The organism is Bradyrhizobium sp. 25ACV, assembly GCF_054863005.1.
Genome location: NZ_JAVAYO010000004.1, coordinates 487,086 through 512,318 on the forward strand (window position 1 = coordinate 487,086; position 25,233 = coordinate 512,318).

General features: G+C 64.7%; 22 protein-coding genes and 1 other RNA gene. 10 read left to right on the forward strand and 13 right to left on the reverse strand.

Annotation, left to right across the window (positions count from 1 at the left end):
• Positions 1 to 48 precede the first annotated feature (48 nt).
• From RAD04_RS12310 to RAD04_RS12320, 3 genes are all read left to right on the forward strand, one after another.
• Positions 49 to 3,657 carry an AsmA family protein gene (locus RAD04_RS12310; protein ID WP_461624006.1) on the forward strand — a complete coding sequence of 1,203 codons (3,609 nt, stop codon included), beginning with the start codon at positions 49 to 51 and terminating at the stop codon, positions 3,655 to 3,657.
• A 361-nt stretch (positions 3,658 to 4,018) separates the two neighbouring features.
• The gene (locus tag RAD04_RS12315; protein WP_461624007.1) at positions 4,019 to 5,140 is read left to right on the forward strand and encodes a DUF2336 domain-containing protein; all 1,122 of its coding nucleotides are present in this window, start codon (positions 4,019 to 4,021) and stop codon (positions 5,138 to 5,140) included.
• 34 nt (positions 5,141 to 5,174) lie between these two features.
• The gene (locus tag RAD04_RS12320) at positions 5,175 to 5,417 is read left to right on the forward strand and encodes a hypothetical protein (RefSeq protein ID WP_092253357.1); all 243 of its coding nucleotides are present in this window, start codon (positions 5,175 to 5,177) and stop codon (positions 5,415 to 5,417) included.
• A gap of 40 nt (positions 5,418 to 5,457) precedes the next feature.
• Here the strand turns inward: RAD04_RS12320 and RAD04_RS12325 are convergent, their stop codons facing one another.
• The 5 genes from RAD04_RS12325 to RAD04_RS12345 form a co-directional block, all read right to left on the reverse strand.
• Positions 5,458 to 7,164, reverse strand: a complete 1,707-nt coding sequence (locus RAD04_RS12325) for an ATP-binding protein (RefSeq protein ID WP_461624008.1) — start codon at positions 7,162 to 7,164, stop codon at positions 5,458 to 5,460.
• Positions 7,161 to 8,675, reverse strand: coding sequence for an ATPase domain-containing protein (locus tag RAD04_RS12330; RefSeq protein WP_461624009.1), 1,515 nt, complete (start codon positions 8,673 to 8,675; stop codon positions 7,161 to 7,163). Before RAD04_RS12330 ends, RAD04_RS12325 begins: the two co-directional genes overlap by 4 nt.
• A 217-nt stretch (positions 8,676 to 8,892) precedes the next feature.
• Positions 8,893 to 9,390 (reverse strand): GNAT family N-acetyltransferase, encoded by a 498-nt coding sequence (locus tag RAD04_RS12335; RefSeq protein ID WP_461624010.1) that lies wholly within the window; start codon positions 9,388 to 9,390, stop codon positions 8,893 to 8,895.
• Between the two features lie 163 nt (positions 9,391 to 9,553).
• Entirely contained in the window at positions 9,554 to 10,657 is a 1,104-nt protein-coding gene (gene cax, locus RAD04_RS12340; protein ID WP_461624011.1) for a calcium/proton exchanger, read from the reverse strand.
• Positions 10,658 to 10,751: 94 nt separating this feature from the next.
• On the reverse strand, positions 10,752 to 11,033 hold the full coding sequence (locus RAD04_RS12345; protein ID WP_461624012.1) for a hypothetical protein: 282 nt from the start codon (positions 11,031 to 11,033) through the stop codon (positions 10,752 to 10,754).
• Positions 11,034 to 11,690: 657 nt separating this feature from the next.
• Between RAD04_RS12345 and RAD04_RS12350 the strand changes: the two genes are divergently transcribed.
• A complete protein-coding gene (locus tag RAD04_RS12350) occupies positions 11,691 to 12,452 on the forward strand; it encodes an outer membrane protein (protein WP_461624013.1) in 762 nt (253 codons plus the stop codon).
• Positions 12,453 to 13,098: 646 nt separating this feature from the next.
• Here the strand turns inward: RAD04_RS12350 and RAD04_RS12355 are convergent.
• The 8 genes from RAD04_RS12355 to ssrA all read right to left on the reverse strand — a co-directional run bounded on the left by RAD04_RS12355 (position 13,099) and on the right by ssrA (position 19,521).
• Positions 13,099 to 13,548 carry a hypothetical protein gene (locus RAD04_RS12355; RefSeq protein WP_461624014.1) on the reverse strand — a complete coding sequence of 150 codons (450 nt, stop codon included), beginning with the start codon at positions 13,546 to 13,548 and terminating at the stop codon, positions 13,099 to 13,101.
• Positions 13,549 to 13,967: 419 nt separating this feature from the next.
• Complete coding sequence (feoB, locus tag RAD04_RS12360) at positions 13,968 to 15,839, reverse strand: ferrous iron transporter B (RefSeq protein WP_461624015.1); 1,872 nt, start codon at positions 15,837 to 15,839, stop codon at positions 13,968 to 13,970.
• Positions 15,840 to 15,876: 37 nt separating this feature from the next.
• Positions 15,877 to 16,152 carry a FeoA family protein gene (locus tag RAD04_RS12365; RefSeq protein ID WP_018319701.1) on the reverse strand — a complete coding sequence of 92 codons (276 nt, stop codon included), beginning with the start codon at positions 16,150 to 16,152 and terminating at the stop codon, positions 15,877 to 15,879.
• A gap of 115 nt (positions 16,153 to 16,267) precedes the next feature.
• Complete coding sequence (locus RAD04_RS12370) at positions 16,268 to 16,519, reverse strand: ribbon-helix-helix domain-containing protein (RefSeq protein ID WP_063202285.1); 252 nt, start codon at positions 16,517 to 16,519, stop codon at positions 16,268 to 16,270.
• Complete coding sequence (locus RAD04_RS12375; RefSeq protein ID WP_461617823.1) at positions 16,516 to 16,704, reverse strand: DUF4169 family protein; 189 nt, start codon at positions 16,702 to 16,704, stop codon at positions 16,516 to 16,518. The genes RAD04_RS12370 and RAD04_RS12375 overlap by 4 nt, the downstream gene beginning before the upstream one ends.
• Positions 16,705 to 16,985: 281 nt before the next feature.
• On the reverse strand, positions 16,986 to 18,434 hold the full coding sequence (gene fumC, locus RAD04_RS12380) for a class II fumarate hydratase (protein WP_461624016.1): 1,449 nt from the start codon (positions 18,432 to 18,434) through the stop codon (positions 16,986 to 16,988).
• Positions 18,435 to 18,522: 88 nt separating this feature from the next.
• A complete protein-coding gene (locus RAD04_RS12385; protein WP_461624017.1) occupies positions 18,523 to 19,041 on the reverse strand; it encodes an SspB family protein in 519 nt (172 codons plus the stop codon).
• Between the two features lie 115 nt (positions 19,042 to 19,156).
• Positions 19,157 to 19,521: a transfer-messenger RNA gene (ssrA, locus tag RAD04_RS12390) on the reverse strand.
• 96 nt (positions 19,522 to 19,617) lie between these two features.
• On the opposite strand from ssrA, the gene RAD04_RS12395 reads away from it, so the two are divergent.
• The 6 genes from RAD04_RS12395 (at position 19,618) to RAD04_RS12420 (ending at position 25,230) form a co-directional block, all read left to right on the forward strand.
• Entirely contained in the window at positions 19,618 to 20,235 is a 618-nt protein-coding gene (locus RAD04_RS12395; RefSeq protein WP_461624018.1) for a chromate transporter, read from the forward strand.
• Positions 20,232 to 20,762, forward strand: a complete 531-nt coding sequence (locus tag RAD04_RS12400; RefSeq protein ID WP_091961468.1) for a chromate transporter — start codon at positions 20,232 to 20,234, stop codon at positions 20,760 to 20,762. Before RAD04_RS12395 ends, RAD04_RS12400 begins: the two co-directional genes overlap by 4 nt.
• Before the next feature lie 94 nt (positions 20,763 to 20,856).
• Positions 20,857 to 21,618 (forward strand): tripartite tricarboxylate transporter TctB family protein, encoded by a 762-nt coding sequence (locus RAD04_RS12405; RefSeq protein WP_461617826.1) that lies wholly within the window; start codon positions 20,857 to 20,859, stop codon positions 21,616 to 21,618.
• Positions 21,619 to 21,625: 7 nt separating this feature from the next.
• On the forward strand, positions 21,626 to 23,140 hold the full coding sequence (locus RAD04_RS12410) for a tripartite tricarboxylate transporter permease (protein ID WP_461617827.1): 1,515 nt from the start codon (positions 21,626 to 21,628) through the stop codon (positions 23,138 to 23,140).
• A gap of 143 nt (positions 23,141 to 23,283) precedes the next feature.
• Positions 23,284 to 24,264 (forward strand): tripartite tricarboxylate transporter substrate binding protein BugD, encoded by a 981-nt coding sequence (locus tag RAD04_RS12415; protein ID WP_461624019.1) that lies wholly within the window; start codon positions 23,284 to 23,286, stop codon positions 24,262 to 24,264.
• A gap of 171 nt (positions 24,265 to 24,435) precedes the next feature.
• On the forward strand, positions 24,436 to 25,230 hold the full coding sequence (locus tag RAD04_RS12420; protein WP_461617829.1) for a thymidylate synthase: 795 nt from the start codon (positions 24,436 to 24,438) through the stop codon (positions 25,228 to 25,230).
• The last annotated feature ends 3 nt before the right edge of the window (positions 25,231 to 25,233 follow it).

Sequence of the window (25,233 nt, forward strand, 5' to 3'; positions counted from 1 at the left end):
CTAAGGCCAGGGTTTGGTCCGGATGCCGGTTTGGCCGAGGGGAGACCCGTGCAGACGACGCTGCTCGGATTGGCGATTGCCTTCATTATTGCGCTGCTGGCCGCGCTGATCGGGCCTTACTATTTCGACTGGAACCAGTTCAGGCCCCAGTTCGAGGCGGAGGCTGGCAAGATCATCGGCGTACCGGTGCGGGTCGCGGGCGAGCTCGACGCGCGGCTGTTGCCGGCGCCGACGCTGCGGCTGCGCCAGGTCACCTTCGGCGGCAACAACGATCTCGGCCGCCTGCGCGCCGACAAGCTCGACGTCGAGTTCAGCCTGGGCTCCTTGATGCGCGGCGAATGGCGCGCCACCGAGCTTTCGGTGGGCGGCATGGCGGTCGATCTCGGCCTCGATGCCCGGGGGCGGGTCGATTTGCCCTCCACCGCGAGCGGCACCTTCAATCTGGCGTCGCTCGCCATCGAGCGGCTGAATCTCACCGGCCGCATTGCGCTCCACGATGCCGCCAGCCGCTCGACGCTGGAGCTGAACGACATCGCCTTCTCCGGCGACGTCCGCTCACTCGCGGGCTCGGTGCGCGGCGACGGCAGATTCACCGCCGCCGGGGTGCGCTATCCCTTCCGCGTCTCCTCCGGCCCGAGCGCCGACGGCAACGCCACCCGTCTCCACCTCAACATCGATCCCGGCGAGCGCGCCATCCTCGCCGATCTCGAGGGCGTGCTCGCCTTCGACAACCGCCTGCCGAAATTCGACGGTGCGCTGACGCTGGCCGTGCCGGCGGTCAAGAAGGCGGGCGAGGCGGGTCCGACGCCGTGGAAGCTCACGACTAAGCTCAAGGCGGATCCGGCCGGTGCGAAGTTCGAGCAGATCGACGCGAGCTTCGGCGCTGAAGACAATGCGCTGAAGCTCGGCGGCGTCGGCGACCTCAAATTCGGCGCCTCGCCGCTGCTGCGCGCGGTGCTGTCGGCGCGCCAGGTCGACGCCGACAAGCTCGCGGGCAAGGACGATGCCGAGCCGCTCCGCATCCTGCCGGCGCTGCGCGCGGGGTTAGCTGCAATTCCGCAGGCGCCAATCCCGGCGCAGATCGAGTTCAACTCCGACCAGATCATGCTCGGCGGCCGCCCGCTGCAGAACATCGCGGCCGAGCTTCAGACCGATGGACGATCCTGGACCTTCCAGCGGCTCGAGCTGCGCGCGCCCGGCATGACGCAGCTCTCGCTCAACGGCGCAGCTCCCGGCGCCGACAGTTTCAGCGGCCGTCTCAGCGTCGAATCCTCCGATCCTGACGCGCTGGTGGCTTGGCTCCAGGGCCGCAGCGAGATCAACCGCCGCAGCACGCGGCCGCTGCGCCTTGCCGGCAACGTGACCATCGCCGCCAACCATCTCGCCATCGACAGGCTGAAGGCCGACATCGAAGGCGGCGCCGTCGAGGGCCGCATCGCCTTCGTGCAGACAGGCGCGAGCAAGGGCTCGCGAATCGACGCCGAGCTGAAGGCCGACCGGCTCGACCTCGATGCCGCCGCGAGCTTCGTGCGCGCGCTTGCGGGACCGCAGGGCGAATGGCCGGAAGAGGCAAAGCTCTCGCTCGATATCGGCCGCGCCATCTCCGCCGGCCAGGAGCTGCGGCCGTTCGCGGCAAAGCTCGGTTACGGCCCGGCATCGCTGTCGCTGGAGCAGCTGCGCTTCGGCCAGGCCAGTGGCGTGACCACGGAGGCGAGCGGCAGCTTCGACCGCACCAAAGCCACCGGCAAGCTCGCGCTGAAATCCTCGGCCAGTTCGCTGCGCGAGCTCACCGCGCTGATCGAGCCGTTTGCGCCGGCCGTGCGCGCGCGCTTCGATGCCATGCCGACATTGCCAGGCGCGACCCGCCTCAAGCTCGATCTCAGCCTCGACAGGAATGCCGAGCATGCCGATCGCAGCAATGCCCGCGTCGTGATCGATCTCGACGCGCCGCAGCTCAAGGCCACCGCGTCGCTGGCTGCGCAGACGCCGGTGGCGGCGGTCAACGGCATCGACATCGACAAATTGCGCGACAGCGACTTCACGCTGGACTCGAAGGTATCGACGCCGCAGGCCGGCGCGCTGCTGGCGCTGCTCGGGCTCGATCGCGTGGTGGCCGCAGGCCAGGGCGCTTCGCAATTCGAAGGCAAGCTGACCGGTGCATGGCGGCGTCCGTTGCAATTGAATGCCAAGCTCAGCGGCGGCGGGCTGGACGCCGATGCGCAGGGCAGCGTCGAATTGTCGGAGCCGAAAGCCAGCGTGAATCTGCGCGTGCGCAACGCTAATCTGGCGCCACTGTTCGGGACCGGCCCGGCCGACAAATCGATGCAGGCCGTCAGCCTGTCCTCCCGCCTCACGCTCTCCGGCAACCGCCTGACCTTCGACGATCTCGATGGCAATGCGGCCGGCTCGCATTTGCGCGGTCATCTGGCGGTGAGGCTCGATCAGGAAAGGAGCGTCGACGGCGAAGTTGGCCTCGATACGCTCGATCTGGCGCCGGCGCTGGCGATGGCGATCGGCGCGGCGGGACATGAGTCCGGCGAACCACTGAGTGCGGGGTTGTTGGGCGGCTGGCGCGGCCGCATCGCCTTCCAGGCGTTGCGCGGGATGTTGCCCGGTGGCATCGAGCTGCGCCCGTTCGGCGGCACGCTTCGAAGCGATGGTCAGTCGCTCGCGCTCGATGCACTGAAGGGCGGCCTCAGTGGCGGCGAGATGTCGGCGAGCTTCGACGCACGCAACGGCGCGAATGGTCTTGCGCTGAACGCGCGCATAGATCTCAGCAATGTCGATGCGGCGACACTGCGCTATCGCGATCTCGCGCTGCCGAAGGGTCGCGCCACGGTGCAGATGGCGCTGACCAGCCAGGGCCGCAGCGTCGCGGCACTCACCGGTGCGCTCGCCGGCAACGGCACGGTGACACTGGACTCCGCGGAAATCGGCGGCCTCAATCCGCGCGCCTTCGAGATCGCGATCCGCGCCAGCGACGGCGGCCAGGTCGCCGACGACAACCGCCTGCGCCAGCTGGTCGAGCCCGCGCTTGCCGCCGCGCCGATCGCGGTGGCCTCGGCGCAGATCCCGTTCACGATCCGCGACGGACGCTTGCGCGTCGGCGCCACGTCGCTGGAAGCGAAGAACGCCCGCGCCATCGTCTCCGGTGGCTACGACATTCCCGCCGACCAGGCCGACATCCGCGCCAGCCTGACGCCGATCATGACCGGCCTCTCCGGCGCCCCGCCGGAGATCCAGCTGTTCGCGGCCGGCCCTCCCGACAGGCTCAATCGCACGATCGATCTTGCGCCGCTGTCGTCGTGGCTGGCGGTGCGCACGATCGACCGCGAGACGCGCCGGCTCGACGCCATCGAGCGCGGCGAGCCGCCGCCGGCGACCGCGGCGCTGCCGACGCTGGTGTCTCCGGATGCAGCGCCCGAGCAGGCGCCGGTTAACGTGCCGCTACCGGGCCAGGATCCGCGCCGCGCGCCATCAAAGCCGAAAGCCGCGCCGTTGCCAAAGGCTCCGCAGGCCGCGCCCGCCGCACCAAGCCCGCCGCTTGCCAGCCAGCAGCTTGCGCCGCTGCCGCCGGCCATCGACGTGAAGCCTGCCCCGGGTCCGCCGCCCGCCAAGCCCAAGCCGCCACTGGTCCTGACGCCGCAGAATCCGTAAGGGCGACTTGGTTCAGCGAGATGAACCCACGGGCAACCTCTCGCGCTTGCGGGGGAGGTCGGCGCGAAGCGCCGGGTGGGGGCTCTCTCGGGAGTCTCTCCGTTGAGACACCCTCCCCCCAACCGTCTCCCGCAAGCGGGAGAGGGAGCGCACCTTCCGAGCCGCCTTGTCCGCCCGTAAACCCATTCCCTCGCATTTGAATGAATTTTGCCCGGCAAAACTGATTTGCCGATTTTACCGAATTCTCGCGTTTGACCTCTAGCGTCAGTTCCCAGAGGGATTTGGTGTCCCGCCACGAGCGGCGGGGCGGCGCGCCAAAAGAACTGCCAAGAATTACTCGCCAAGAACTGGGGTTATCGAGATGAACGGGGCGAAAACGCTTCTACAGGATCTGGACGACGCGATCGCGCGCGGCACTGACGAGAGCCGGGCCAAGGCGTTGTGGCATGCGACCGACATTCTGATCACCGGCCGCTACAGCGACGACGAGATCAGCATGTTCGGCGAGGTCATCGGGCGGCTCGCCGACGAGATCGAGGTCGCTGCGCGGGCGCAGCTCTCGGAGCTGATGTCGGCGTGCGATCACGCTCCGCTCAACGTCATCGAAAAGCTGGCGCTCGACGACGAGATCGAGGTCGCAGGTCCCGTGCTGCGCGACTCCACTCGTCTCGACGAGAAGATGCTGGTCGAGAGCGCCATGACCAAGGGCCAGTCGCATCTGCTCGCAATCGCCCAGCGCAAATCGATCGGCGAGGCCGTCACCGACGTGCTGGTCAAGCGCGGCGATCAGGAGGTCGTGACGTCGGTGGCCAGGAACGAGGGCGCGCGCTTCTCCGGTTCGGGCCTGTTGCACATGGTCCGCCGCGCCGAGGGCGATTCGATCCTCGCCGAGCAGCTTGGCCTGCGCAAGGACGTGCCGCGCCACATCTTCCAGCAACTGATCTCGAAGGCGTCGGAAGACGTCCGCCGCCGCCTCGAGACCGAGCGGCCCGAAATGATGGCGCAGATCCAGAGCTCGGTGACCGAGGTCACCGGCGATCTTCAGTCCAAGTTCGGCCCGTCCTCGCGCAGCTATTTCGTCGCCAAGCGCGTGGTGACGACGCAGTATCGCCAGGGCAACCTCAACCAGGATTCGATCTCGAACTATGCGCGCCAGCACCGCTTCGACGAGGTGCAGATCGGCCTGTCGCTGCTGTCGGCGTTGCCGGTCGACGTGATCGAGCGCGCGATGATGGACCGTAACCGTGAGATGATTCTGGTGCTGTGCAAGGCGCTCGACTTCTCCTGGGACACGACCATGTCGCTGCTGTTCCTCGGCGCCAAGGATCATCTGATCACGGCGCGCGAGCTGCACGAAAACGAGCGCGATTTCGGCCGGCTCAAGATCGAGACCTCGCGCAGCGTCTTGAAGTTCTACCAGTCGCGCAAGACCGCCGCTGACTCCGCCTCAGGCGGCCGTCAGCCCGAGCTTCAGGTCCACTGAGCATCGTCCCGGACTTCAAAGGGGAGTATTTGCAATGTTGCCTCAATTCGGCACCGCGGTTCGCAAGAAGAACCTCAACAGCGCCGTCACCGCCGATCTCGGCGGCGGAGCACCCGACAAGGCGTCGGTGGACGCGGCCTGGCTCGTGCTGGAAGCCGCCAACGACCTTGGCGACCACGCCGCGATCGACGCCTGCCGCCGCGTCATCGACGCCGAGCTGACCGGCACGGTGGCCGGAAGCTCCGACATCGATCTCGTGCTGGGGTATTTCAGGTAGACCTTCCCCGCCGCTGGCTCCGCGCGGCCCGGGACCGATCTCAGCGGGAGTTGGAACGCTTGGAGTCTCCATCGAGCCCCGGATTTGACCTCGCCGCACCCAGCGCCGCGGACAGCTCGTCGATGTGGTAGGGCTTCGCCAGGATCCGGATACCCGCCGCCTGCGCCTCGCGGACGGAGGCTTCGGCGTAGCCGCTGGTCAGCAAGACCGGTATGTCACTGCGCCGTCGTCTGATCTCTTGTGCGAGTTCAACCCCATTCATGCCGCCCGGCATCATGATGTCCGAAAAAATGACATCGACGGAGCGGCCATCGGCCAAAGCGCCGAGAGCAGCGGCCGCGCTCGCGGCACGGGTGACGTCGTAACCGAGCTGACCGAGCATCTCGCCGACCAGGGCGGCCACCTCGTCATCGTCTTCGACCAGCAGGATCCGGCCCTGATTGCTCTTCTTCGGTCGCACTCTGGTAAGGTCGATGAGGTGTTGTTCGCTCAAAGGCAGGTCGAACGATCGCGGCAGGTACAGTTCGATGCTGGTGCCTCGGCCCACCTCCGAATGAATTCGGACCGTGCCCCGCGACTGCGTGGCAAATCCATGGACCTGTGCGAGCCCCAGTCCCGACCCCTTGCCGACGTCTTTGGTCGTGAAGAACGGCTCGAACACGCGTGACAGGATCTCCGGGCTTATGCCGACGCCCTCGTCGATCACGGATAGCCGTACGTAATCGCCGGAGATCTCCTCGTCCTTCAGATCGGGCAGATTCTCGCCGCGGACGAGAATGGTGCCGCCGTTTGGCATCGCGTCCCGGGCGTTGACGGCCAGGTTGAGAATGACGAGCTCGAGCTCGCCCGGATCAACCTCCACCGGCCACAGCGAGTCTGGAAAGTCGAACTCGACATGGACGTCGCCCCTGAGACTGCGATCGAGCAATTCTCGCATGCCGCCGATTTGCGCGGCCACGTCGACGGGCTGCGGCCGAAGCTTCTGCCGGCGCGAGAACGCCAGAAGCTGCTTGGTTAGGCTGGCGCCGCGCTGCGCGGCCTGAATCATTCCGTCCATCAAGCGGCGCCTGCGGTTCGGGTCTGTCTGGCGGTCGAGCATGTCGAGGCCGCCGGAGATGACCATCAGCAGATTGTTGAAATCGTGAGCCACGCCACCGGTGAGCTGGCCGATGGCTTCGATCTTCTGAGCCTGGCGAAGCGTCTCCTGCACGCGGGCGCGCTCCTCCATTTCGAGGCGAAGTTGCTTGTTGGCTTCCTCCAGCGCTCGTGTCCGCTCGACCACGAGCTTTTCGAGCTGCTGTGCCGTCTGCTCGCGCGCGGCGAGCAAGGCTCGGATCTCATACTGGCGCCGCCGTGCACGCAGCGCCGACTGAACGGCGCTGGTCAGCGTGATCGGCTGCACCGGCCGCTCCAGCAGGGAGACGTTGCGGAGAAGCAAAACAATGCTGCGGCGCCAGGCAACGACCGCCGGCTGTTCTCGATGGCTGGTGAGGATGACAAAAGGCAGGTCGGACCAGGGCGGTTGGCTGGCGATCCATTGTGCCAACGGAGCCGTGTCTTTCCCGAATAATCCTTCCTCAGCTAGAAAAACGGTGCCTACGCCGGCGGACATCTCGGTGACCAGTTCGGGGAGGCTTCGGCAGTTGCTCGCGTCGAGGTTCGAGCTGCGGAAGAGCTCGGCCGAGGCCGGACCGTCGCGTCCGATTGGAGCAAAAACCAGAACGCGGTGATCCCGGTGTTCGCTCATTCCGCCGAACCTTCCGCGATGTCCGTGCCGAGATACCGCGGATTTCCGGAGAAGATGCCGCTGAACTCCCTGAGCGGCGGGCCGAGTTTGATCCCGGTGCTGCCGAGTCGAAACTCGCGGATGGTATGCTCGTGATGACCGCTGCGTTTCTTGACGACAGACAAGGCGCGCCGCACCGTCCCGCCGACTTCGAAATAGCGCAGCATCAGCACCGCATCGCTCAAATAGCTCATGTCGAGCGGCGTATCCATCGGGCCCACCAGCCCGTGCTGGGCCAGGATCAGGATGGTGAGCACGCCCTGCTGCGCCAGGTAGCTCAGGAGTTCATGCATTTGCAGGATGAGAAACCGCTCGTCCGGCATCGCGTTCAGGTAACCGTTCAGGCTGTCGATGACAACGAGGCGGGCGTTGTCGACTTCAACGCTCCTGCGCAGGGCTGCTGCGAACTCGCCGGGCGACAACTCGGCCGGATCAATCTGTTGAAATCGAATAAGCCCCGATTCCTGGTGCTTTTCGAGCGGGAGACCGAGCGTCCGGGCGCGGGCTTCCACGGTGCCGCGGCCTTCATCGAAGGCAAAGAACACGGCGTGCTCGCCGCGTTCGGCGGCCGCTATCGCATAGGTCAGCGCGACCGAGGATTTGCCCACGCCGGCAGCGCCTATCAGGAGCGCGTTGGTACCGCGCTCCAGTCCACCTCCGAGCAGTTGGTCGAGTTCGGCGTTGCCGCTCAGAGTGAGCTTGCCTGCAAAGGCTTTGTGATGTTCTGCCGCGACGAGCCGCGGGAATATCCGCAGGCCACCTTCTGCAATTGTAAAATCGTGGAAGCCGCCGCGAAACCGAATGCCGCGCATCTTGATCACGCGAAGCCGTCGCCGCTCGGCACCGTAGTCGATCGCGAGTTGTTCCAGCATGACGACGCCGTGCGCGATCGAATGCAGCTGCAAATCGTCCTGAGACGACGAAAGATCATCGAGAAGGACGACGGTGCAGTTGCGGTTGGTGAAGAAGTGCTTCAGCGCCAGAACCTGACGCCTGTATCGCAGCGGATTCTGCGCCAGCAGGCGCAGTTCGGACAGGCTATCGAGAACGACGCGCGTGGGATTTATGCTTTCGACCTCCTTGAAGATCAGGCTGGTCGTTTCGCTCAGCTCCATTTCGGCCGGATGGAAGACCGTAAGCTCCCGGTCGGGATCGAGGGTCGTCTCAGGCGGGACCAGCTCGAAGATATCGACGCCGTCAAGCGACCAGCCGTGCCGATGCGCAACCAGGTTCAGTTCGCGCCTGGTTTCGGACAGGGAGATATAGAGCACACGTTCACCGTCCCGCACCCCCCTCAGGAGGAATTGGAGCGCGATCGTGGTTTTGCCGGTGCCGGGCCGGCCCTCGTAGAGATACATCCGGTTGGCGTCGATGCCGCCGCCCAGGATGTCATCCAGGCCTTCACTGCCCGTCGAAACCCGCGGCAAGTCTTTGATGTCGCTGTCTGGAGCAGCCCTGGATGGACCGGTCATTGAACCCCCTACGATATTCCGGAGGACCGCTACTCGCCCCGACGCCCATAGAGGGCTGGGATCAGGTCCGTACAAGGAACTCTCCAGCGGTGCCCGAGTTCCCGGCGGCTGGTGCTCTCGTGCCCCCGCGCCTCGGTGATGAGCCCTCTCGCTGTGTCGGTTCAAAATTGAACACAACAAGTCTGGTCACCGCGCTCCAATCGTCTCATTGTGACGTTCACCGTCGGATGCGGTAGATCACCACGTTCTCGCCGTGACGGTTCGTGCTCCGCTCGAGCAGGTAATGCGACTTCTCCAGCACGCGGCGCGATGCGCCGTTTGCGACATAGACGATGCCGATGAGGGACGGCAGTTCGAGCTGTGACAGGGCGATCCGAGTGAGCGCAGTCGCGATCTCGCTGGCAAATCCCCGGCCCCAGGCGCCGCGCACGAACGCATAGGCGATCTCGATCTCGTCGACGTCGTCCACCAGGATATGCCGGATGCCCGCCCGTCCGGCAAATGCGCCGTCTTTCGTGCGCAGCGTCCACAGGCCGAAGCCGTGCTGATCCCAATGCGCCATGTTGGCGACGAGATATTTCTCCGTTGCCTCCGCCGAGCGCACGCCGCCGATATAACGCGACGCCTCGGGATCCAGATGGAGCGCGACGAGGTCGGCGAGGTGACTTTCGTTCAGCCTCTCTGCGGTCAGGTTGTCGGTACTGAAGCGATCCATGAAAGCAGAGTGTCGCCCGGAGCTGGTCCGGATGTTGTCGAGGTCGATGATGCCATCGTGCCGCTGTTTTGCCCGACAGGTCAACCGGCTCTCGCGGCGCTTTAGGTTGTTGTCTAAGCATGATCTTTTCGGAGAACCGCTGCGCACTTCTCCGGATCATGCTTTAGACCGGGCCGTGCGAGCCGGGCGGGACCATGTAGAGCGTCATCGCGAAGATCGCGTAGATGCAGAGCAGGAGCGCGCCGACGAACCAGGCCGAGCGTCCGCCATTGGTGACGAAGCTCGTCACCACGGCGGCGATCATGACCATGGTCACCGCGCCCGGCCAGAATTGAAGGTCCATGGGCTGCGGCCCGACGACGTAGCTCAGCAGCACGAGAACGGGTGCGACGAACAAGGCGATCTGGCTTGCGCTTCCGAGCGCGATGCTCACGCTCATGTCGAGCCGGTTGCGGCGTGCCGCGGAAAACGCCACGGCCATCTCGGCCGCGGCCCCGACCAGAGCAACGACGATGAACCCGACGAAGGCGGGGGTCATGCCGAGCGTTTCGGCCGCCTTCTGCACCGACGCGACGAAGATCTCGCTCACGAGCGCAACCAGCACGGTGACGACTCCCAGGGTTGGAACGGCGATCGCGACCGGCAGTATCGGGCCGCCTGCGTCGCCATGGTCGCTGCTTGCAAACAGATCCTTGTGCGTCTTCAGCGAGAACAGCAGGCTGAGACCGTAGGCTGCAATCAGCAGGACCGCCAAGGCGGTGCTCAAGCGCTGCACCGTCGCCTCGTGTCCGGGAAAGTCGAGATCGGCCACGGCCGAGGGTGACAACAGGGCAATCGTGGCCATCAGCAGCAGCGCGGAATGGAGCCTGCCGCCCGCCCGGTTGTATTCCTGCACGCGATGCCTCAATCCGCCCAGAAAAAGCGATGCGCCCAGCATGAAAAGCGAGTTGGTCACGATCGCACCCGCGATCGAGGCTTTGACCAGCATGTATTGACCGGCCTGCAACGCCGTGACCGCGATGATGAGCTCCGTGAGATTGCCAAGCGTGGCGTTCAACAGCCCGCCGACCGCATCGCCGGTCTTCTCGGCCACGGCCTCCGTCGCGTGGCTGAGCAGGCTCGCGAGCGGCACGATGGCGATCACGGCCAGCACGAACAGCAGCGTATGCGCGTCCGGCATGACATGCTCGAGCACGATCACGACAGGCACGACAATCAGCAGCCACAGCAGCGGGCTGTGCCGGATTTCCCTGAGCAGCGCATTCATGGTCCGTCCTTCGCGGTCAGACCTCGACGCTGTCGCCGGAGAGGGGCCCGGTGTTGATCTAGCTCAACGGCTTAGGCGCCCTTGAACCGGCGCCTCAATAGCAGGGCGGATAGGGCTGATATCCGCACGCCCGGCGATAGCCATAGGCGCCATAGGCGGCAGCTCCCGCCGCCGCTGCACCGTAGTAGGCGCGCCGATGGACCCTGCGGTTGACGCCGGCAACGCTTCCCGGCGTGAGCGGGCGCCCCACGCGGGCCTCGGCGGTGTCAACGGACACGGCGAGCGGATTCAACTGCGAGGTGTGGAACGACAGGGGCGCTGCCGTGAACAGCGCGGCGGTGACGAACAGTCCGATCAGCTTGGCATGTCCAGTCATGTGCTCTCTCCCTTCTGCAGGCCGACGAGAAAGCGTGACAGGCCGATGAGGTGGACCATTGACCGAGATCAATGGTCGAACTTCCGCGTAGGGCGCAAGCATCGTCCCGGCGCCGCATCTGGCCTTCCTCGCTGGCGAATTCGACAAGCCATTCGAGTTGATCTGCATCAAGCGCTGCGATCACGGCCAAACCACAACAGCAACCGGGCTGGGTTGGCGAGGCGTTGGTGCGAGCGATGATTCCGACTTGGTACGTCACCTTTGAAGTTCGAAAACGGGGGTTACTTTTGAGAAAGCGGAGTCCGCGTGAGACGAAGACTTTCGCGACCGAGCATGAAGCCAAGCTGTTCGCGCGTGCCAGGCTCGACGAGGGGCTTGCAGTCTTTGCAGGCACGATCAACCCCCACCTTCCCAGGCGGCTCATCCCATCCTCCGGCGTCCACGCTTGGCTTGCCGACGAACAAGACAGCACCTCGCTCCGAGATGAATAGGGAGTATGCACGTTGTCGTGCACAGACGTGGCGCTTGAGTGTTGCCATTTTGGTACGGGCCAAAGCCTCCCTCGCGCGTAACCTTCGAGACGTTCGCAATATGCACGCCAGCCTGCACAAGGCTCAATTTTTGAACGGAAGAGATCTAGGAAAAGGGGATACGACGATGAAGAAGCTCTCGATAGCTGCGATCGGCTTCGCGGCGCTGAGCATGGTGGCTCCGGCCATGGCTGCCGATATGGCTGTCAAGGCAGCGCCGCCGCCGGTACCTGTGATGGCAGTCTATAACTGGACGGGATTCTACATCGGCGCCAACGGCGGCTGGGGGCAGAGCCACGGCTGCGTGGACTTCGTGACGGCCGCAGGGACGCTCGCAAGTGGTTGCGCCGATCGCTCCGGCGGCTTGATCGGCGGACAGCTCGGGTATCGCTGGCAGACCAATCAGTTTGTGCTCGGCCTGGAAGCGCAGGGCGATTGGGCCGAGATCAAGAACACGCGTGTCAGCCTGATTGATCCGCTGGTCTCGACCACGGGCAAGATAGATGGCATCGGGCTCTTCACGGCCCAGGTAGGTTGGGCATGGAACGCCTCGCTGTTCTACCTGAAGGGTGGCGCGGCGGTGACCCGTAATCGCTTCGATATCTTCAACAACGTCACGGGCGTTGGCCTCGCCTCCGCAGGTCACACCCGCTGGGGCGGTGCTCTCGGTGTCGGCTGGGAATACGGCTTCACGCCGAACTGGTCGGTCGGTGTCGAGTACGACCATCTCTGGATGGGGCGCGACAACACCGCCTTCGCAGCCGGCGTGGTCACGCCCGGCGGGCTCGCGCTCACGGGCAGCGGCGTCACCCAGGATATCGACATGGTCACACTTCGGCTGAACTATCGCTTCGGCGGTTACGGCGCGCCGGTCACGGCTCGCTACTGATCTCAGGTCTTCCCAGTGAACTCAGGCCCCGGCATCGACCGGGGCCTTTTTCGTGGGAGATGAACAGACGCGAGGATGTCCGGCGCGTTTAGAGTTCACTCTGTCCGCAAGGGCCTCGAGGCTTTCGTGCTTGATCGCCTTCGAATGCGATGGAATGACGCAGATCAAACGGGTGAGATGGGAGGCTCGGGTTTGATCTAGCGCAACACAGTCATGCTGCGACTTTCCATGGTCCGCATGCGTCTGAGCATCCGTGCAGATGGCAACGCGACTGGAAAGGATCGTCCGACAGGCCTTCGTTCCCTGACAAAAGGAGATGGGCAATGATCAAGTGGATCGCTGTTGTGACTTTCGCCTTGTTGGTCGGATCTTCGGCCCAAGGCATGACCCCCGCGCCGCTTATCCAACCCGAGAGCATGATCACGCCGGTTGCAGCAGCATGCGGACCGGGACGAACACGGATCAACGGCATATGCGTCGCAAGGACGACGGTCCGCCACACACGTCGGGCCGTGCGTCGATGCCTCCGCTGGCAGGGAGGCGTCTGCGCCTTGTACGAATAGATGCCATGCAGATCGGCGTCCGGATCATCACCGGGCGCCGGCATCGCCGAGCGCGTTCGAGTGCCGCACGAGCGCCGTTGCGATCACCAGTCCCGGTAGCCAAACCACCCGAACTGTGGTTGCCGCGCCGCCAGGACCATCTGCGGCGTCGGGTGTCGTTTCGATCGCGGCGCATTGTGTTGCGGCTTTCGCGGTCGCTTGTGCTCGACGGCTTCGCGCGGCGGCGAGTCCACGCGCGCCATCGCGAGTGCATTGGCAACCGCGGGCGTCTCCGCTCGAATGACCGGCGGCTCTGTGCGGGCGAGGGAAGGAGGCTCCGTGATCGAAGGTGCAGATGCGACCGCCACGATCACTGGCGCGGTCATATCGAGGACCACACGCTCGGGCAAATTGCGGTCCGAGTGAATGCGTATGGTCGCCCGATCCGCGGTCGTCCTCTCGACGACTTGCGCGCCGGGCAGACAAAAGTCCGCAACGAACAGGAGCGCGAGCAACGCCGCTCCGACCTTCCAGAAATAGGCCAATAACGGCATCCCGGTCGCTCCGTGCCCCCACAATGGCCCAGCTTGCGACGACGTTCCGCCAGTCTCCGACTCGTTGCGCGAGGTAGCTTGATCCAGATCAAGCGCGCGAAATATCTCCAACCTGGTCCTGGCGCATCTTTGATGATGTCATTGGATCAATGCTTTGCCCGACGATGCCGCCCCTCGGAAGCAGCATGCAAATCGAGCGCTGCCGCGGCTTCCGAGCAGCCTGGTCGCGCGTCGGCACAGCTCGTGACTTGCAAGCCAGGCCTGTGCGGCATCGATCATTTTCGGGAGAATGGCATCGTGCCAGTTTTTCGCCCGACCAGGCAACCGAGACGACTCTCGCCCGCGCGTAAGCCATTGATTTCACAACCCCCGTCTACTGTGCATGGGGTTGTTTTCGCGAATTTTGTTTGGAGGGGCTGCTAGCCCGCTCCCAGCGCCACCGCGACGTTGTAGGTCAGGAGGCTCGCGGCATAGGCCAGCACCAGCATGTAGCTGAAGGTCACGGCCATCCAGGTCCAGCTTCCGGTCTCGCGCCGGATCACGGCCAGCGTCGAGGCGCATTGCGGGGCGAAGATGTACCAGGCCAGCATCGACAGCGCGGTGGCGAGCGACCATTTCGTCGCCAGCACCTGGCCGATCTGCTCGGCCGCTTCCTTGCCGCCTTCGATCGCATAGACGGTGCCAAGCGCCGCGACCGCGACCTCGCGCGCCGCCATGCCCGGGATCAGCGCGACCGCGATCTGCCAGTTGAAGCCGACCGGCGCGAGCAGCGGTTCGAGCGCCTTGCCGATGATCGCGGCGAGGCTGAAGTCGATGGCGGGTTCGGTGGCGCCCGCCGGCGGCTGCGGGAACGAGGCCAGGAACCAGATCAGCACCATCATCGAGAAGATCGTGGTGCCGGCGCGGTACAGGAACATCTTGGCGCGGGTGAAGATGCCGATCACGATCGATTTCAGCCGCGGCATCTTGTAGTCCGGCAGCTCGAGCATGAACGGCGCCGGCGCATAGTCGCGCAGCATGAAGAACTTGATCAGGAACGAGACGAGAAGCGCGCTGATGATGCCGCAGGCATAGAGGCCGAACATCACGAGGCCCTGCAGGTTGATGAAGCCCCAGACGTCCTTCGCAGGGATGAACGCCGAGATGATCAGCGTGTAGACTGGAATGCGCGCCGAGCAGGTCATCAGCGGCGCGATCAGGATCGTGGTCAGCCGGTCGCGCTTGTCGTCGATCACGCGCGTCGCCATGATGCCGGGAATGGCGCAGGCAAAGCTCGACAGCAGCGGAATGAAGGCGCGGCCGTGCAGGCCGGCGCCGCCCATGATGCGGTCCATCAGGAACGCGGCGCGCGCCATGTAGCCAAAATCTTCCAGCAGCAGGATGAAGAGGAAGATGAGGATGATCTGCGGCAGGAACACGATGACGCTGCCGACGCCGGAGATCACGCCGTTCTGCAGGAAGCTCTGCAACAGGCCGTCGGGCAGGGTGGCCTGCACGAGCTCCCCGAGCGCGTCGAAGCCGGATTTGAGCACGTCCATTGCCGGTTGCGCCCAGGCGAACACCGCCTGGAACATCACGAACAGGATCAGCGCGAGCACGATGAGGCCGCCGACCGGATGCAGCACGATCGCGTCGATCCGCGCGGTCCAGGTGTCGGGCCTAGCAGGCAGGCTGACGCAGTCGGCGATGATGCGGTCGGCCTCGCGCTGGGTCGCGCGCAATTCGGAGACGCTGAGCGCGCGCCAGCTGTTCGCCTCCGCCTCGGCGGCGAGCTTTGCCGAGACCTCGTCGGTCAGCTTCAAGAGGTCGGCGGTGCCGTCCTTGCGCACCGCGATCGAGGTGACCACGGGCAGGCCGAGCTCCTTGGCGAGCCGCTCCGTGTCGACGGTGATGCCGCGGCGGGCCGCGATGTCGAACATGTTGAGCACGAGCAGCATCGGCCGTCCGGTGCGCTTGAGCTCGAGCAGCAGCCGGATGGTCAGCCGCAGATTTGTGGAATCGGCCACGCACAGCACGAGATCGGGCACGGTCTCGCCGGAGGCCTTGCCGAGCACGAAGTCGCGGGTGATCTCCTCGTCCGGGCTGCGGCCGCGCAGCGAATAGGTGCCGGGCAGGTCGACCACCGAGACCTGACGTCCCAGCGGAGTGACGAAGAAGCCTTCCTTGCGCTCGACGGTGACGCCCGGATAGTTCGCGACCTTCTGCCGGCTGCCGGTCAGGGCATTGAACAGCGAGGTCTTGCCGCTGTTCGGCGTGCCCACCAGGGCGAGATGCAGCAGGGGTAATTCCATGGAATCACTGGTCCGGGATCAGAGGTCCGGTCGCTGTCTAGGCGACGATGATGGCCATGGCTTCGCGGCGTCGGACCGCAATCGTGATGCTGTCGACCCGCACGGCGATCGGGTCACGCCCGACCAGCCCCTCGTGCAGGACCTCGACCCGGGCGCCCTCGACGAAGCCGAGCTCGATCAGACGGCTCTCGAGCTCGATGTCCGAGAGCGCCGAGCCCGCCTCGCGAGCGGAAAGATGCTGGATGACGCCGGTATAGCCGCGCTGGGCCAGACCCAGCGGCATGTGCGGGCGCGTGTCATTGGTGTCGGTCATGCCCTGTATTTTCAACGCAAGGCATTGAGGTCAAGCGCGCGCGCTCGCTGAAACCGCACCTTAGAGTGATTTTAAAGTGCAGATCGCGGAGCGCCGTCGAAAGCGCCCCCGACGGCTACTGGGCCGGGACCTTGTCCGGCTGGGGGGCCATGGCCCGGCTCTTGAAGTAGTCCAGCACGAACAGACGGATCGCCGACGACAAATTGCCCTGCTGGCGGTTGTTGTCGATCTCGCCGACCAGCTCGGACAACGTCATGTTGCGCAAGCCGGAGATCTCCTTCATGCCGTTCCAGAACGCCTCTTCCAGGCTGACGCTGGTCTTGTGCCCGGCGACGACGATCGACCGTTTCACGACGGGCGACTTCATGGCTGCTCCTCGCGATCGATCTGGTGCTGGTCCAGGTGCGCCTTCGCCTTGTCCGCGCGCGTCTCCTGCGCCGACCGTTCCGCCTTCGTGCGGCCGAACTTCGTCCGGTTGGCGTCCGCCTGCTTCGCCGAGGTTTCCCGTTCGGCGCGCTTCCTGAAACGATTCAGGTTGATGACGTTCCCCATGCCGCGTCTCCATCATCCGATCCTTTCCAGGCAGGATGAAACATTCAGAAACAGGGTGCCGCACTGCGCCCCACAAGACTTGATCGCCATTCGCTTGTCCTCGTCAATCGGCCTCTCGGGCCATCAAACGATGAATTTCGCCCCCGTCGAGGGGCGGAAGGGCTGCGTAGCACGCCGTCCTGCCGGAACATTGACGGTAATCAAATCCCGCCCCCAAAGCCGCACATTTCTAGGGCGGCGAGCGTCCGTATCATTACGGATGGCTATCGGAATTCGGAGTTCTATCCCGGGCTGGTCATCTTCTCGGGGCGGACCAGGCGATCGAACTCGTCGGCCGAGACAAAGCCGAGCCGCAGCGCCTCCTCCTTCAGCGTGGTGCCGTTGGCATGGGCCGTCTTGGCCACCTTGGCGGCGTTGTCGTAGCCGATCTTCGGGGCGAGCGCCGTCACCAGCATGAGCGAACGCTGCATCAGCTCACTTATGCGCTTTTCGTCGGCACGGATGCCGCTCACGCAATGCTCGGTGAAGGATCGCGCGGCATCCGCCATCAGGCGGATCGAGTGCAGCATGTTGTAGGCGAGCACGGGCTTGTAGACGTTGAGCTCGAAATGGCCCTGGCTGCCGGCCACCGTGATCGCGGTGTGATTGCCGAACACCTGGCAGCAGACCATGGTCATCGCCTCGCACTGGGTCGGATTGACCTTGCCCGGCATGATCGAGGAGCCCGGCTCGTTCTCCGGCAGGACAAGCTCGCCTAGGCCTGAGCGCGGGCCCGATCCCAAGAGGCGGATGTCGTTGGCGATCTTGAACAGCCCTGTCGCGACCGAGTTGATGGCGCCGTGCGCCAGCACATAGGCGTCGTTGGAGGCCAGTGCCTCGAATTTGTTGGCGGCGCTGGTGAAGGGCAGCTTCGTGATCCCGACCACGTGCTTGGCGAAAAGCTTCGCGAAGCGCGGCTTCGAGTTGAGGCCGGTGCCGACGGCGGTGCCGCCCTGCGCCAGCGGATAGAGGTCCTTCACCGCGACCTTGAGCCGGGCGATGCCGCTTTCGACCTGCGCGGCATAGCCGGAAAACTCCTGGCCGAGCGTCAGGGGCGTCGCATCCTGCGTATGAGTTCGGCCGATCTTGACGATGTTTGCGAACGCCTTCTCCTTCTTGCGCAGTGCGCGGAGCAGCTCATCGAGCGCAGGAATGAGGTCGGCATTGATGCGGCTTGCGGCCGCGATGTGCATGGCGGTCGGGAACGAATCGTTCGACGACTGGCTCATGTTGACGTGATCGTTGGGATGCACCGGCTTCTTGGCGCCGAGCTCGCCGCCGAGCAGCTCGTTGGCGCGGTTGGCGATCACCTCATTGAGGTTCATGTTGCTCTGGGTGCCCGAGCCGGTCTGCCACACCACCAGCGGAAAATGATCGTCCAGCCTGCCCTCGATCACCTCGCGCGCGGCGCGGATGATGGCATTGGCGCGGCGCCGGTCGAGCAGGCCGAGCTCGAGGTTGGACTGTGCGGCCGCGAGCTTGACGATGCCGAGCGCGTGCACGAGCGCGATCGGCATGCGGTCGGTGCCGATGCGAAAGTTCTGGCGCGAGCGTTCGGTCTGCGCGCCCCAATAGCGATCGGCGAGAACCTCGATGGGACCGAAACTGTCGGTCTCGATGCGGGTGTCGGGGCGGGCAGTCTTCGATCGGTCAGTCTTCGAGCGGGCAGTTTTGGCCATGAGCACATCCATCCTGCCGCCCGAATGCCGCGCGGCCGTTTCATGTGCTCTTCTATATAGGCAGTTTGGCCGGGCGCGATGGCTTCGGCCCCAACCTAGATCATTTCTTGCGGAAACGATCGAGCCGCACGACTTCGGCGCCGCCCTGGTTCGGGGCCGCCGGCTCCTCCGTGCTGTCCGCCGTTTCAGGGGCGGGCGTCTGCACGGCGACGGCGGATGGCGCGGGAGCTGCCGGCAGCGTCTCGGGCGCGACCTCGGCGACGTCGGACGTGTCGAACTGCAGGCCGAACTTCACGGACGGATCGAGAAAGCTCTTGATGGCGCTGAACGGCACGATCAGCCGCTCCGGAATGCCGCCGAAGGACAGGCCGACCTCGAAGCGATCCTCGAGCACGGTCAGGTCCCAGAACTGATGCTGCAGGATGATCGTCATCTCTTCCGGATATTGCGCCAGCAGCCGCGACGACAGCTTCACGCCCTCGGCCTTCGACACAAAAGTGATGAAGAAATGGTGCTCGCCCGGCAGGCCCTGGGCCGCGGCATCGGTCAGCACCTTCCGCAGCACGCCGCGCAGCGCGTCGCGGGCCAGCACATCGTATCGGATATGATCGGTCGCCATGGTGGTCCTGTTGCATCCCCGAAGCCGGACCGTGCCGGCCCGACTCGCCAAGCCGCAATAATACCGCGCCTGACGGGTCAGCAGGAGTCCCAGCCGGGGAAGAAATCAAGAGTAAAGTGGAGGCTTCTGTTGCCAGGTGCCTCCGAACCCCGCCTAACGGAGCTTAACCCGTTAGGACTTTAAGATGGTCTTTCAAACTGCGTTACGCAGCCTGAGCAACCGGAGCAAAGTTGTCGTTGGCAACTATTGCATAGCCCGATAACGGCGGAACAATACCGGGAAAAAGTTCGCCCTTTACGCCCTCGTCGATCCTATTTCGCCCCCGCCAAAGCCCGCTTCGGGATAACCCGCTGGTGGGCTTTGGTGGAGGCGCCGGGTACCGCCCCCGGGTCCGAATGGTTTATTGCGACGACCGTTTATTTCCATAGCCGGCGAACCGGCAGCCCCAATATAGGGCGCAAAGGTTTCGAAAAACAGGGGTTTTGAGCGGCCCTCGCAATGTTCCCTTTGGATTGGTTCCGGGCCGACGGGGGCATGAGCTTGGCCGCGTGGCGACCGGCGTTCTAAGCTCCTGAGATGCCCGAGGATTCCGCACCGGCCGCCCAAGAAACAGATCAGGTGCAGGACCATCCGGCCGCCGGCGCCGCTCCGCCCGGCCTGCTCGCGCTGTTTCTGGCCTTTGCCAGGATGTCGCTGGCCGGTTTCGGCGGGGTCTTGGTGTTCGCCCGGCGGGCGATCGTCGAGCAGCACCGCTGGATGAATGCGGACGAATTCAACGAGACCTTTGCGCTCTGCCATTTCCTGCCCGGACCCAACATCGTCAATCTGTCCATGGTGTTCGGATCAAGGCTGCGCGGCATCGCGGGCGGGGTTGCCGCCTTTGCCGGCCTGTTGCTGCCGCCGACGCTGATCATGATGGTGCTTGCGATCATCTACGCCCGTTTCGGTGACCTCGACGTGCTGCGCCGCAGCCTCGCCGGCATCTCCTGCGCGGCGGTCGGTCTCTTGATCGCGGTGGTGTTCCGCATGATGACGCCGCTGCTGAAGCGGACGGATCCCCTCGCATTGATCCTGATGGCCGGCGTGTTCCTCGCCATCGGCGTGCTCCGCCTGCCGCTTCCGGCGGTGCTGCTGGTCGCGATCCCCATCAGCGTCGGCGCCACTTTTTTCCTGCGGCGGAAAGTAGCAGCATGACGCCCGAGAATCCGATCTGGGCGCTGATCTCCACCTTTGGACTGATGTCGCTGTTCGCCGTCGGCGGCGCCGCGGCGGCGGTGCCAGAGATGCACCGCATCGCGGTCGAGGTGCATCACTGGATGACCGACAAGCAGTTCACCGACGCCTATGCGATCGCGCAGCTCTCGCCAGGTCCGAACGTGCTTATCGTGACGTTAATCGGCTATGCCGTCGCCGGCATCCCCGGCGCGCTGGCGGCGACGCTTGCGATGTGTCTGCCGACTGCGCTGCTTGCCTATTATGTCAGCCGCCTCCTGAATCGGCCCAGCAAATCGCGTTGGCCCGGCTTGATCCAGGCTGCACTGGTTCCGCTTTCGATCGGATTGATGGCGGCGAGTGCCCTGATCCTGGCCCAGTCGACCGATCGCACAATTGCTGCAGTGCTTCTGACCGCAATGGTTGCGGTGATCGCCTCGGTCTCGCGCATCAATCCACTCTGGCTCCTGCTCGCCGGGGGACTGTTGGGTTTTGCTGGCATTGTGTAATGAAAATCGCTAGGCAGTGGTCGGGCGGGGGATCCATTTCCAGCCGATTTAGAACAACAGTGCTCGTGACTTACGGGTCGCGGAGGAGACATGCATGGCCGATACGATGGGCCACTCGGCGACTGCCACCCGAAACACATCGGTGGCGCTCGGCTTCTGTCTGCTGGCGATTGCGCCGCAGATTTTCGAATTCATCTGGTCGATAGGGACGATTTTCGGTTGGGGCGCGGGCCGCGGCCCGGCCACGGTCGTGATCAGCCACGCCACCGCGTTACTCGTCGGTGCGCCCAGTACGTTGATGGGAGCGGCCACCGGTGACACCAAGAAGGCGTCGTCCGAGGTGCTGCTCGCGCTGATCTATTCCTATCCGATCTTTGCGGTGGCGATCCTCACGCTGTTCATGACCATCAGGTCGGCGCAGGACTATGTCGGCGGGGTCATCCTGATGGCGCTGGCCCTGTTTGCGCTGTGGGCCTCGAGCGATCTGCAGGGGATGCGCGGCTTCTCCTTCGGCGCCGGCACCGCGCCGCGAATGTTCGGCGGGCTGCTGGTCGCCTTGTCCGCCGGCATCGCCCTGACCGGACTTCTGACCGATGGGCCGGCGATGGCCCATTACTCGTGGCGCGGGCCGATGTTCGTGATGGCCGCGATCCTGTTTTTCGCGCTGGCGATCCGGCCGCTCGGCCTCGTGGTCACGGCCTTTGCGAGCTTCATGATCGCCGCGACGGGATCGCATGAGACGCGCTGGCTGGAGGCCGCCATCGTCGGCGCCTGCCTGACGATCGGCTGCGCGATCCTCTTCCCTTACGTGCTCGGGTTGCCGATGCCGATGTACCCGCGTTTCCTGATCCAGTGAGGGTGTGATGGATATCTTTGCCAACCTCGCTCACGGTTTTGCCGTCGCGCTGTCTCCGATCAACCTGCTGATGTGCCTGATTGGCGCGCTGGTCGGCACCCTGGTCGGCGTGCTCCCGGGCATCGGCACCATCGCCACGGTCGCGATGCTGCTTCCGATCACCTTCGGATTGCCGCCGGTCGGCGCGCTGATCATGCTCGCCGGCATCTATTACGGCGCCCAGTATGGCGGCTCGACCACGTCGATCCTGGTCAATATTCCAGGTGAGGCGACATCGGTCGTCACCGCCATCGATGGTCACCAGATGGCCAAGCAGGGCCGCGCCGGCCCGGCGCTCGCGATCGCGGCGATCGGCTCGTTCTTCGCCGGCTGCGTTGCGACCGTGCTGATTGCCGTGCTCGGCGCGCCGCTGACCAAGCTGGCGCTGGCGTTCGGCCCGGCCGAGTATTTCTCGCTGATGGTGCTCGGCTTGATCTTTGCGGTCGTGCTGGCCAAGGGCTCGGTGCTGAAGGCGATCGCGATGATCGTGTTTGGCCTGCTGCTGTCGATGGTCGGCTCGGACATCGAGACCGGCGCTTCGCGCATGGCCTTCAACATTCCGGAGCTTGCCGACGGCCTCGGCTTTGCGACGGTGGCGATGGGCGTGTTCGGCTTCGCCGAGATCATCCGCAACCTCGACCATGGCGCGGAGATGAACCGCGATCTCGTGCAGCAGAAGATCACCGGCTTGATGCCGACCAAGAAGGATCTGATCGACTCGACGCCGCCGATCCTGCGCGGCACCGTGCTCGGCTCGATCCTCGGCATCCTGCCGGGCGGCGGCGCGGTCATCGCCTCGTTTGCGGCCTATACGCTCGAGAAGAAGCTCGCCAAGAACCCGTCGCGGTTCGGCCGCGGTGCGATCGAGGGCGTGGCGGCGCCGGAAAGCGCCAACAACGCTGCGGCGCAGACCTCCTTCATCCCGCTGCTGACGCTCGGCATCCCGCCGAACGCGGTGATGGCGCTGATGGTGGGCGCAATGACCATCCACGGCATCGTGCCGGGTCCGCAGGTGATGCAGAAGCAGCCCGACCTCGTCTGGGGCATGATCGCCTCGATGTGGATCGGCAATCTGATGCTGATCATCATCAACCTGCCGCTGGTCGGAATCTGGGTCCGGTTGCTTCGCGTGCCGTACCGGCTGATGTTCCCCTCGATCGTGATCTTCTGCGCGATCGGCATCTACTCGGTGAACAACGCGCCGGTCGACGTCATCCTTGCCGGCGTGTTCGGTCTCGTCGGCTACTGGCTGATCAAGCACGATTTCGAGCCGGCACCGCTGCTGCTCGGCATGGTGCTCGGACCGCTGATGGAAGAGAACCTGCGTCGTGCGCTGCTGATCTCGCGCGGCGACTGGAGCGTGTTCCTGACGCGTCCGCTGTCGGCGGTGCTGCTCGCGATCGCGGCGAGCCTGCTGCTGCTCACGGTGCTGCCTGTGTTGCGGTCGAAGCGGGATCAGGTGTTCACCGAGTCCGAGAACTAGGGGGCTTCTGCGTCGGCGCTGCGCTCCTGCGTCGGCACGCCGCATTCGGAAGTCGAATCGACTTGTGTTACAGCTTCGTGAAATGAAAATGCCGGCCTTTGGGCCGGCATTTTGCTGTGTCCAAGGGAACGACGGGGATCGACATGACCTTCATTCGCGCGCTCACGAGCGCATGTGCCGCAGCGCTCGCCTCGCTGTGCGCTTTTGTTGCGCCGGCCGATGCGCAGACTTATCCGACGCGCAGCATCACCATGATCGTACCGTTCGCGGCTGGCGGACCGACTGACGTGATCTCGCGCATCGTCACCGGGCATATGGCGCAGACGCTGGGACAGAGCATCATCATCGAGAACGTGGTCGGCGCCGGCGGCACCACCGCAACCACCCGCGGCGCGCGCGCGGCCAATGACGGCTATACGCTCATCACCGGGCATATGGGCACCCATGCCGCCTCCGTGCCGCTCTATCCCAAGCTCGCCTATCACCCCGAGAAGGACTTCGAGCCGATCGCGCTGCTCGCGGGTACCCCGATCCTGATCCTCGCGCGCAAGGACTTTCCGCCGAAGGATTTGAAGGAGTTCGTGGCCTATGTGAAGGCCAACGCCGAGAAGGTGAACGCTGCCCATGCCGGCGTCGGCTCGGTCTCGCACGTCTCCTGCGAGCTTCTGCACTCGATCCTCGACATCAAGCCGGTCGGCGTGCCGTTCAACGGCACGGGACCTGCGATGAACGCGCTGGTGGCGGGCCAGGTCGACTACATGTGCGACCAGATTGTCAACGCCGTGCCGCAGATCAATGCCGGCACCATCAAGGCCTATGCGATCGCAACGCCGGAGCGCAATCCGTCGCTGCCGAACGTGCCGACCACGGCGGAAGCGGGCCTGCCGAAATTCCAGGCCCAGGCCTGGAATGCGATGTTCGCGCCCAAGGGAACCTCGCCGGCGATCCTGGCCAGCCTGAACGCTGCGGCCAACAAGGCGCTCGACGACGAGACCGTGAAGAAGCGCCTGCTCGAGCTTGGCAGCGTCATCCCGGGCCCTGCGGAGCGGACGCCGGAGGCGCTGGCCACCCTCGTCAAGAATGAGATCGCGAAATGGACCCCGGTGCTGAAGCCGGCCACTTAAGCAGTACTTTCAAGCCGATAGGCGAGGGGCGGGACGTTAAGTTCCGCCCCTTGTCGTTTGCGTCGGGACCGCTCACTTTTCCGGGTATAATCGGAGCGGACAGCGAATCGCCGCTGTTGCAGCGCGGGGGCGGCCGCTAAGTTCGCCGGCTCCCCAAAGGCTAAGTCGCACATGCACCAGTATCAGGACCTGCTCGAGCGGATTCTTTCAGACGGCGCCGAAAAGACCGACCGGACCGGTACCGGCACGCTCTCGGTGTTCGGCCATCAGATGCGCTTCAATCTGTCGGCCGGCTTCCCGATGCTGACCACCAAGCGGCTGCCGCTGAAGGCGATCATCCACGAGCTGCTGTGGTTCCTGAAGGGCGACACCAACATCAAATATCTGCGCGACAACGGCGTCACCATCTGGGACGAATGGGCGGACGCCAATGGCGATCTCGGCCCGGTGTATGGTCATCAATGGCGCTCCTGGCCGGCGCCTGACGGCCGCAGCATCGACCAGATTGCGAACGTGGTCGACATGATCAAGCGCAATCCGGACTCGCGCCGCCTGATCGTCTCGGCGTGGAATCCAGCCGAAGTCGACAAGATGGCGCTGCCGCCATGCCATTGCCTGTTCCAGTTCTACGTCGCAGGCGGCAAGCTGTCCTGCCAGCTCTATCAGCGCTCGGCCGACGTCTTCCTCGGCGTGCCCTTCAACATCGCCTCCTATGCGCTGCTGACCATGATGGTGGCGCAGGTCACCGGCCTGAAGCCCGGTGACTTCGTGCATTCGTTCGGCGATACCCATCTCTATTCCAACCATCTGGAGCAGGCCCGGCTTCAGCTCTCGCGCGCGCCGCGCGCGCTGCCGGTGATGCGGATCAATCCCGATGTGAAGGACATCTTCTCCTTCCGCTTTGAGGATTTCGAGCTCGTCGGCTACGATCCGCATCCGCACATCAAGGCGGAAGTCGCGGTTTAGCGC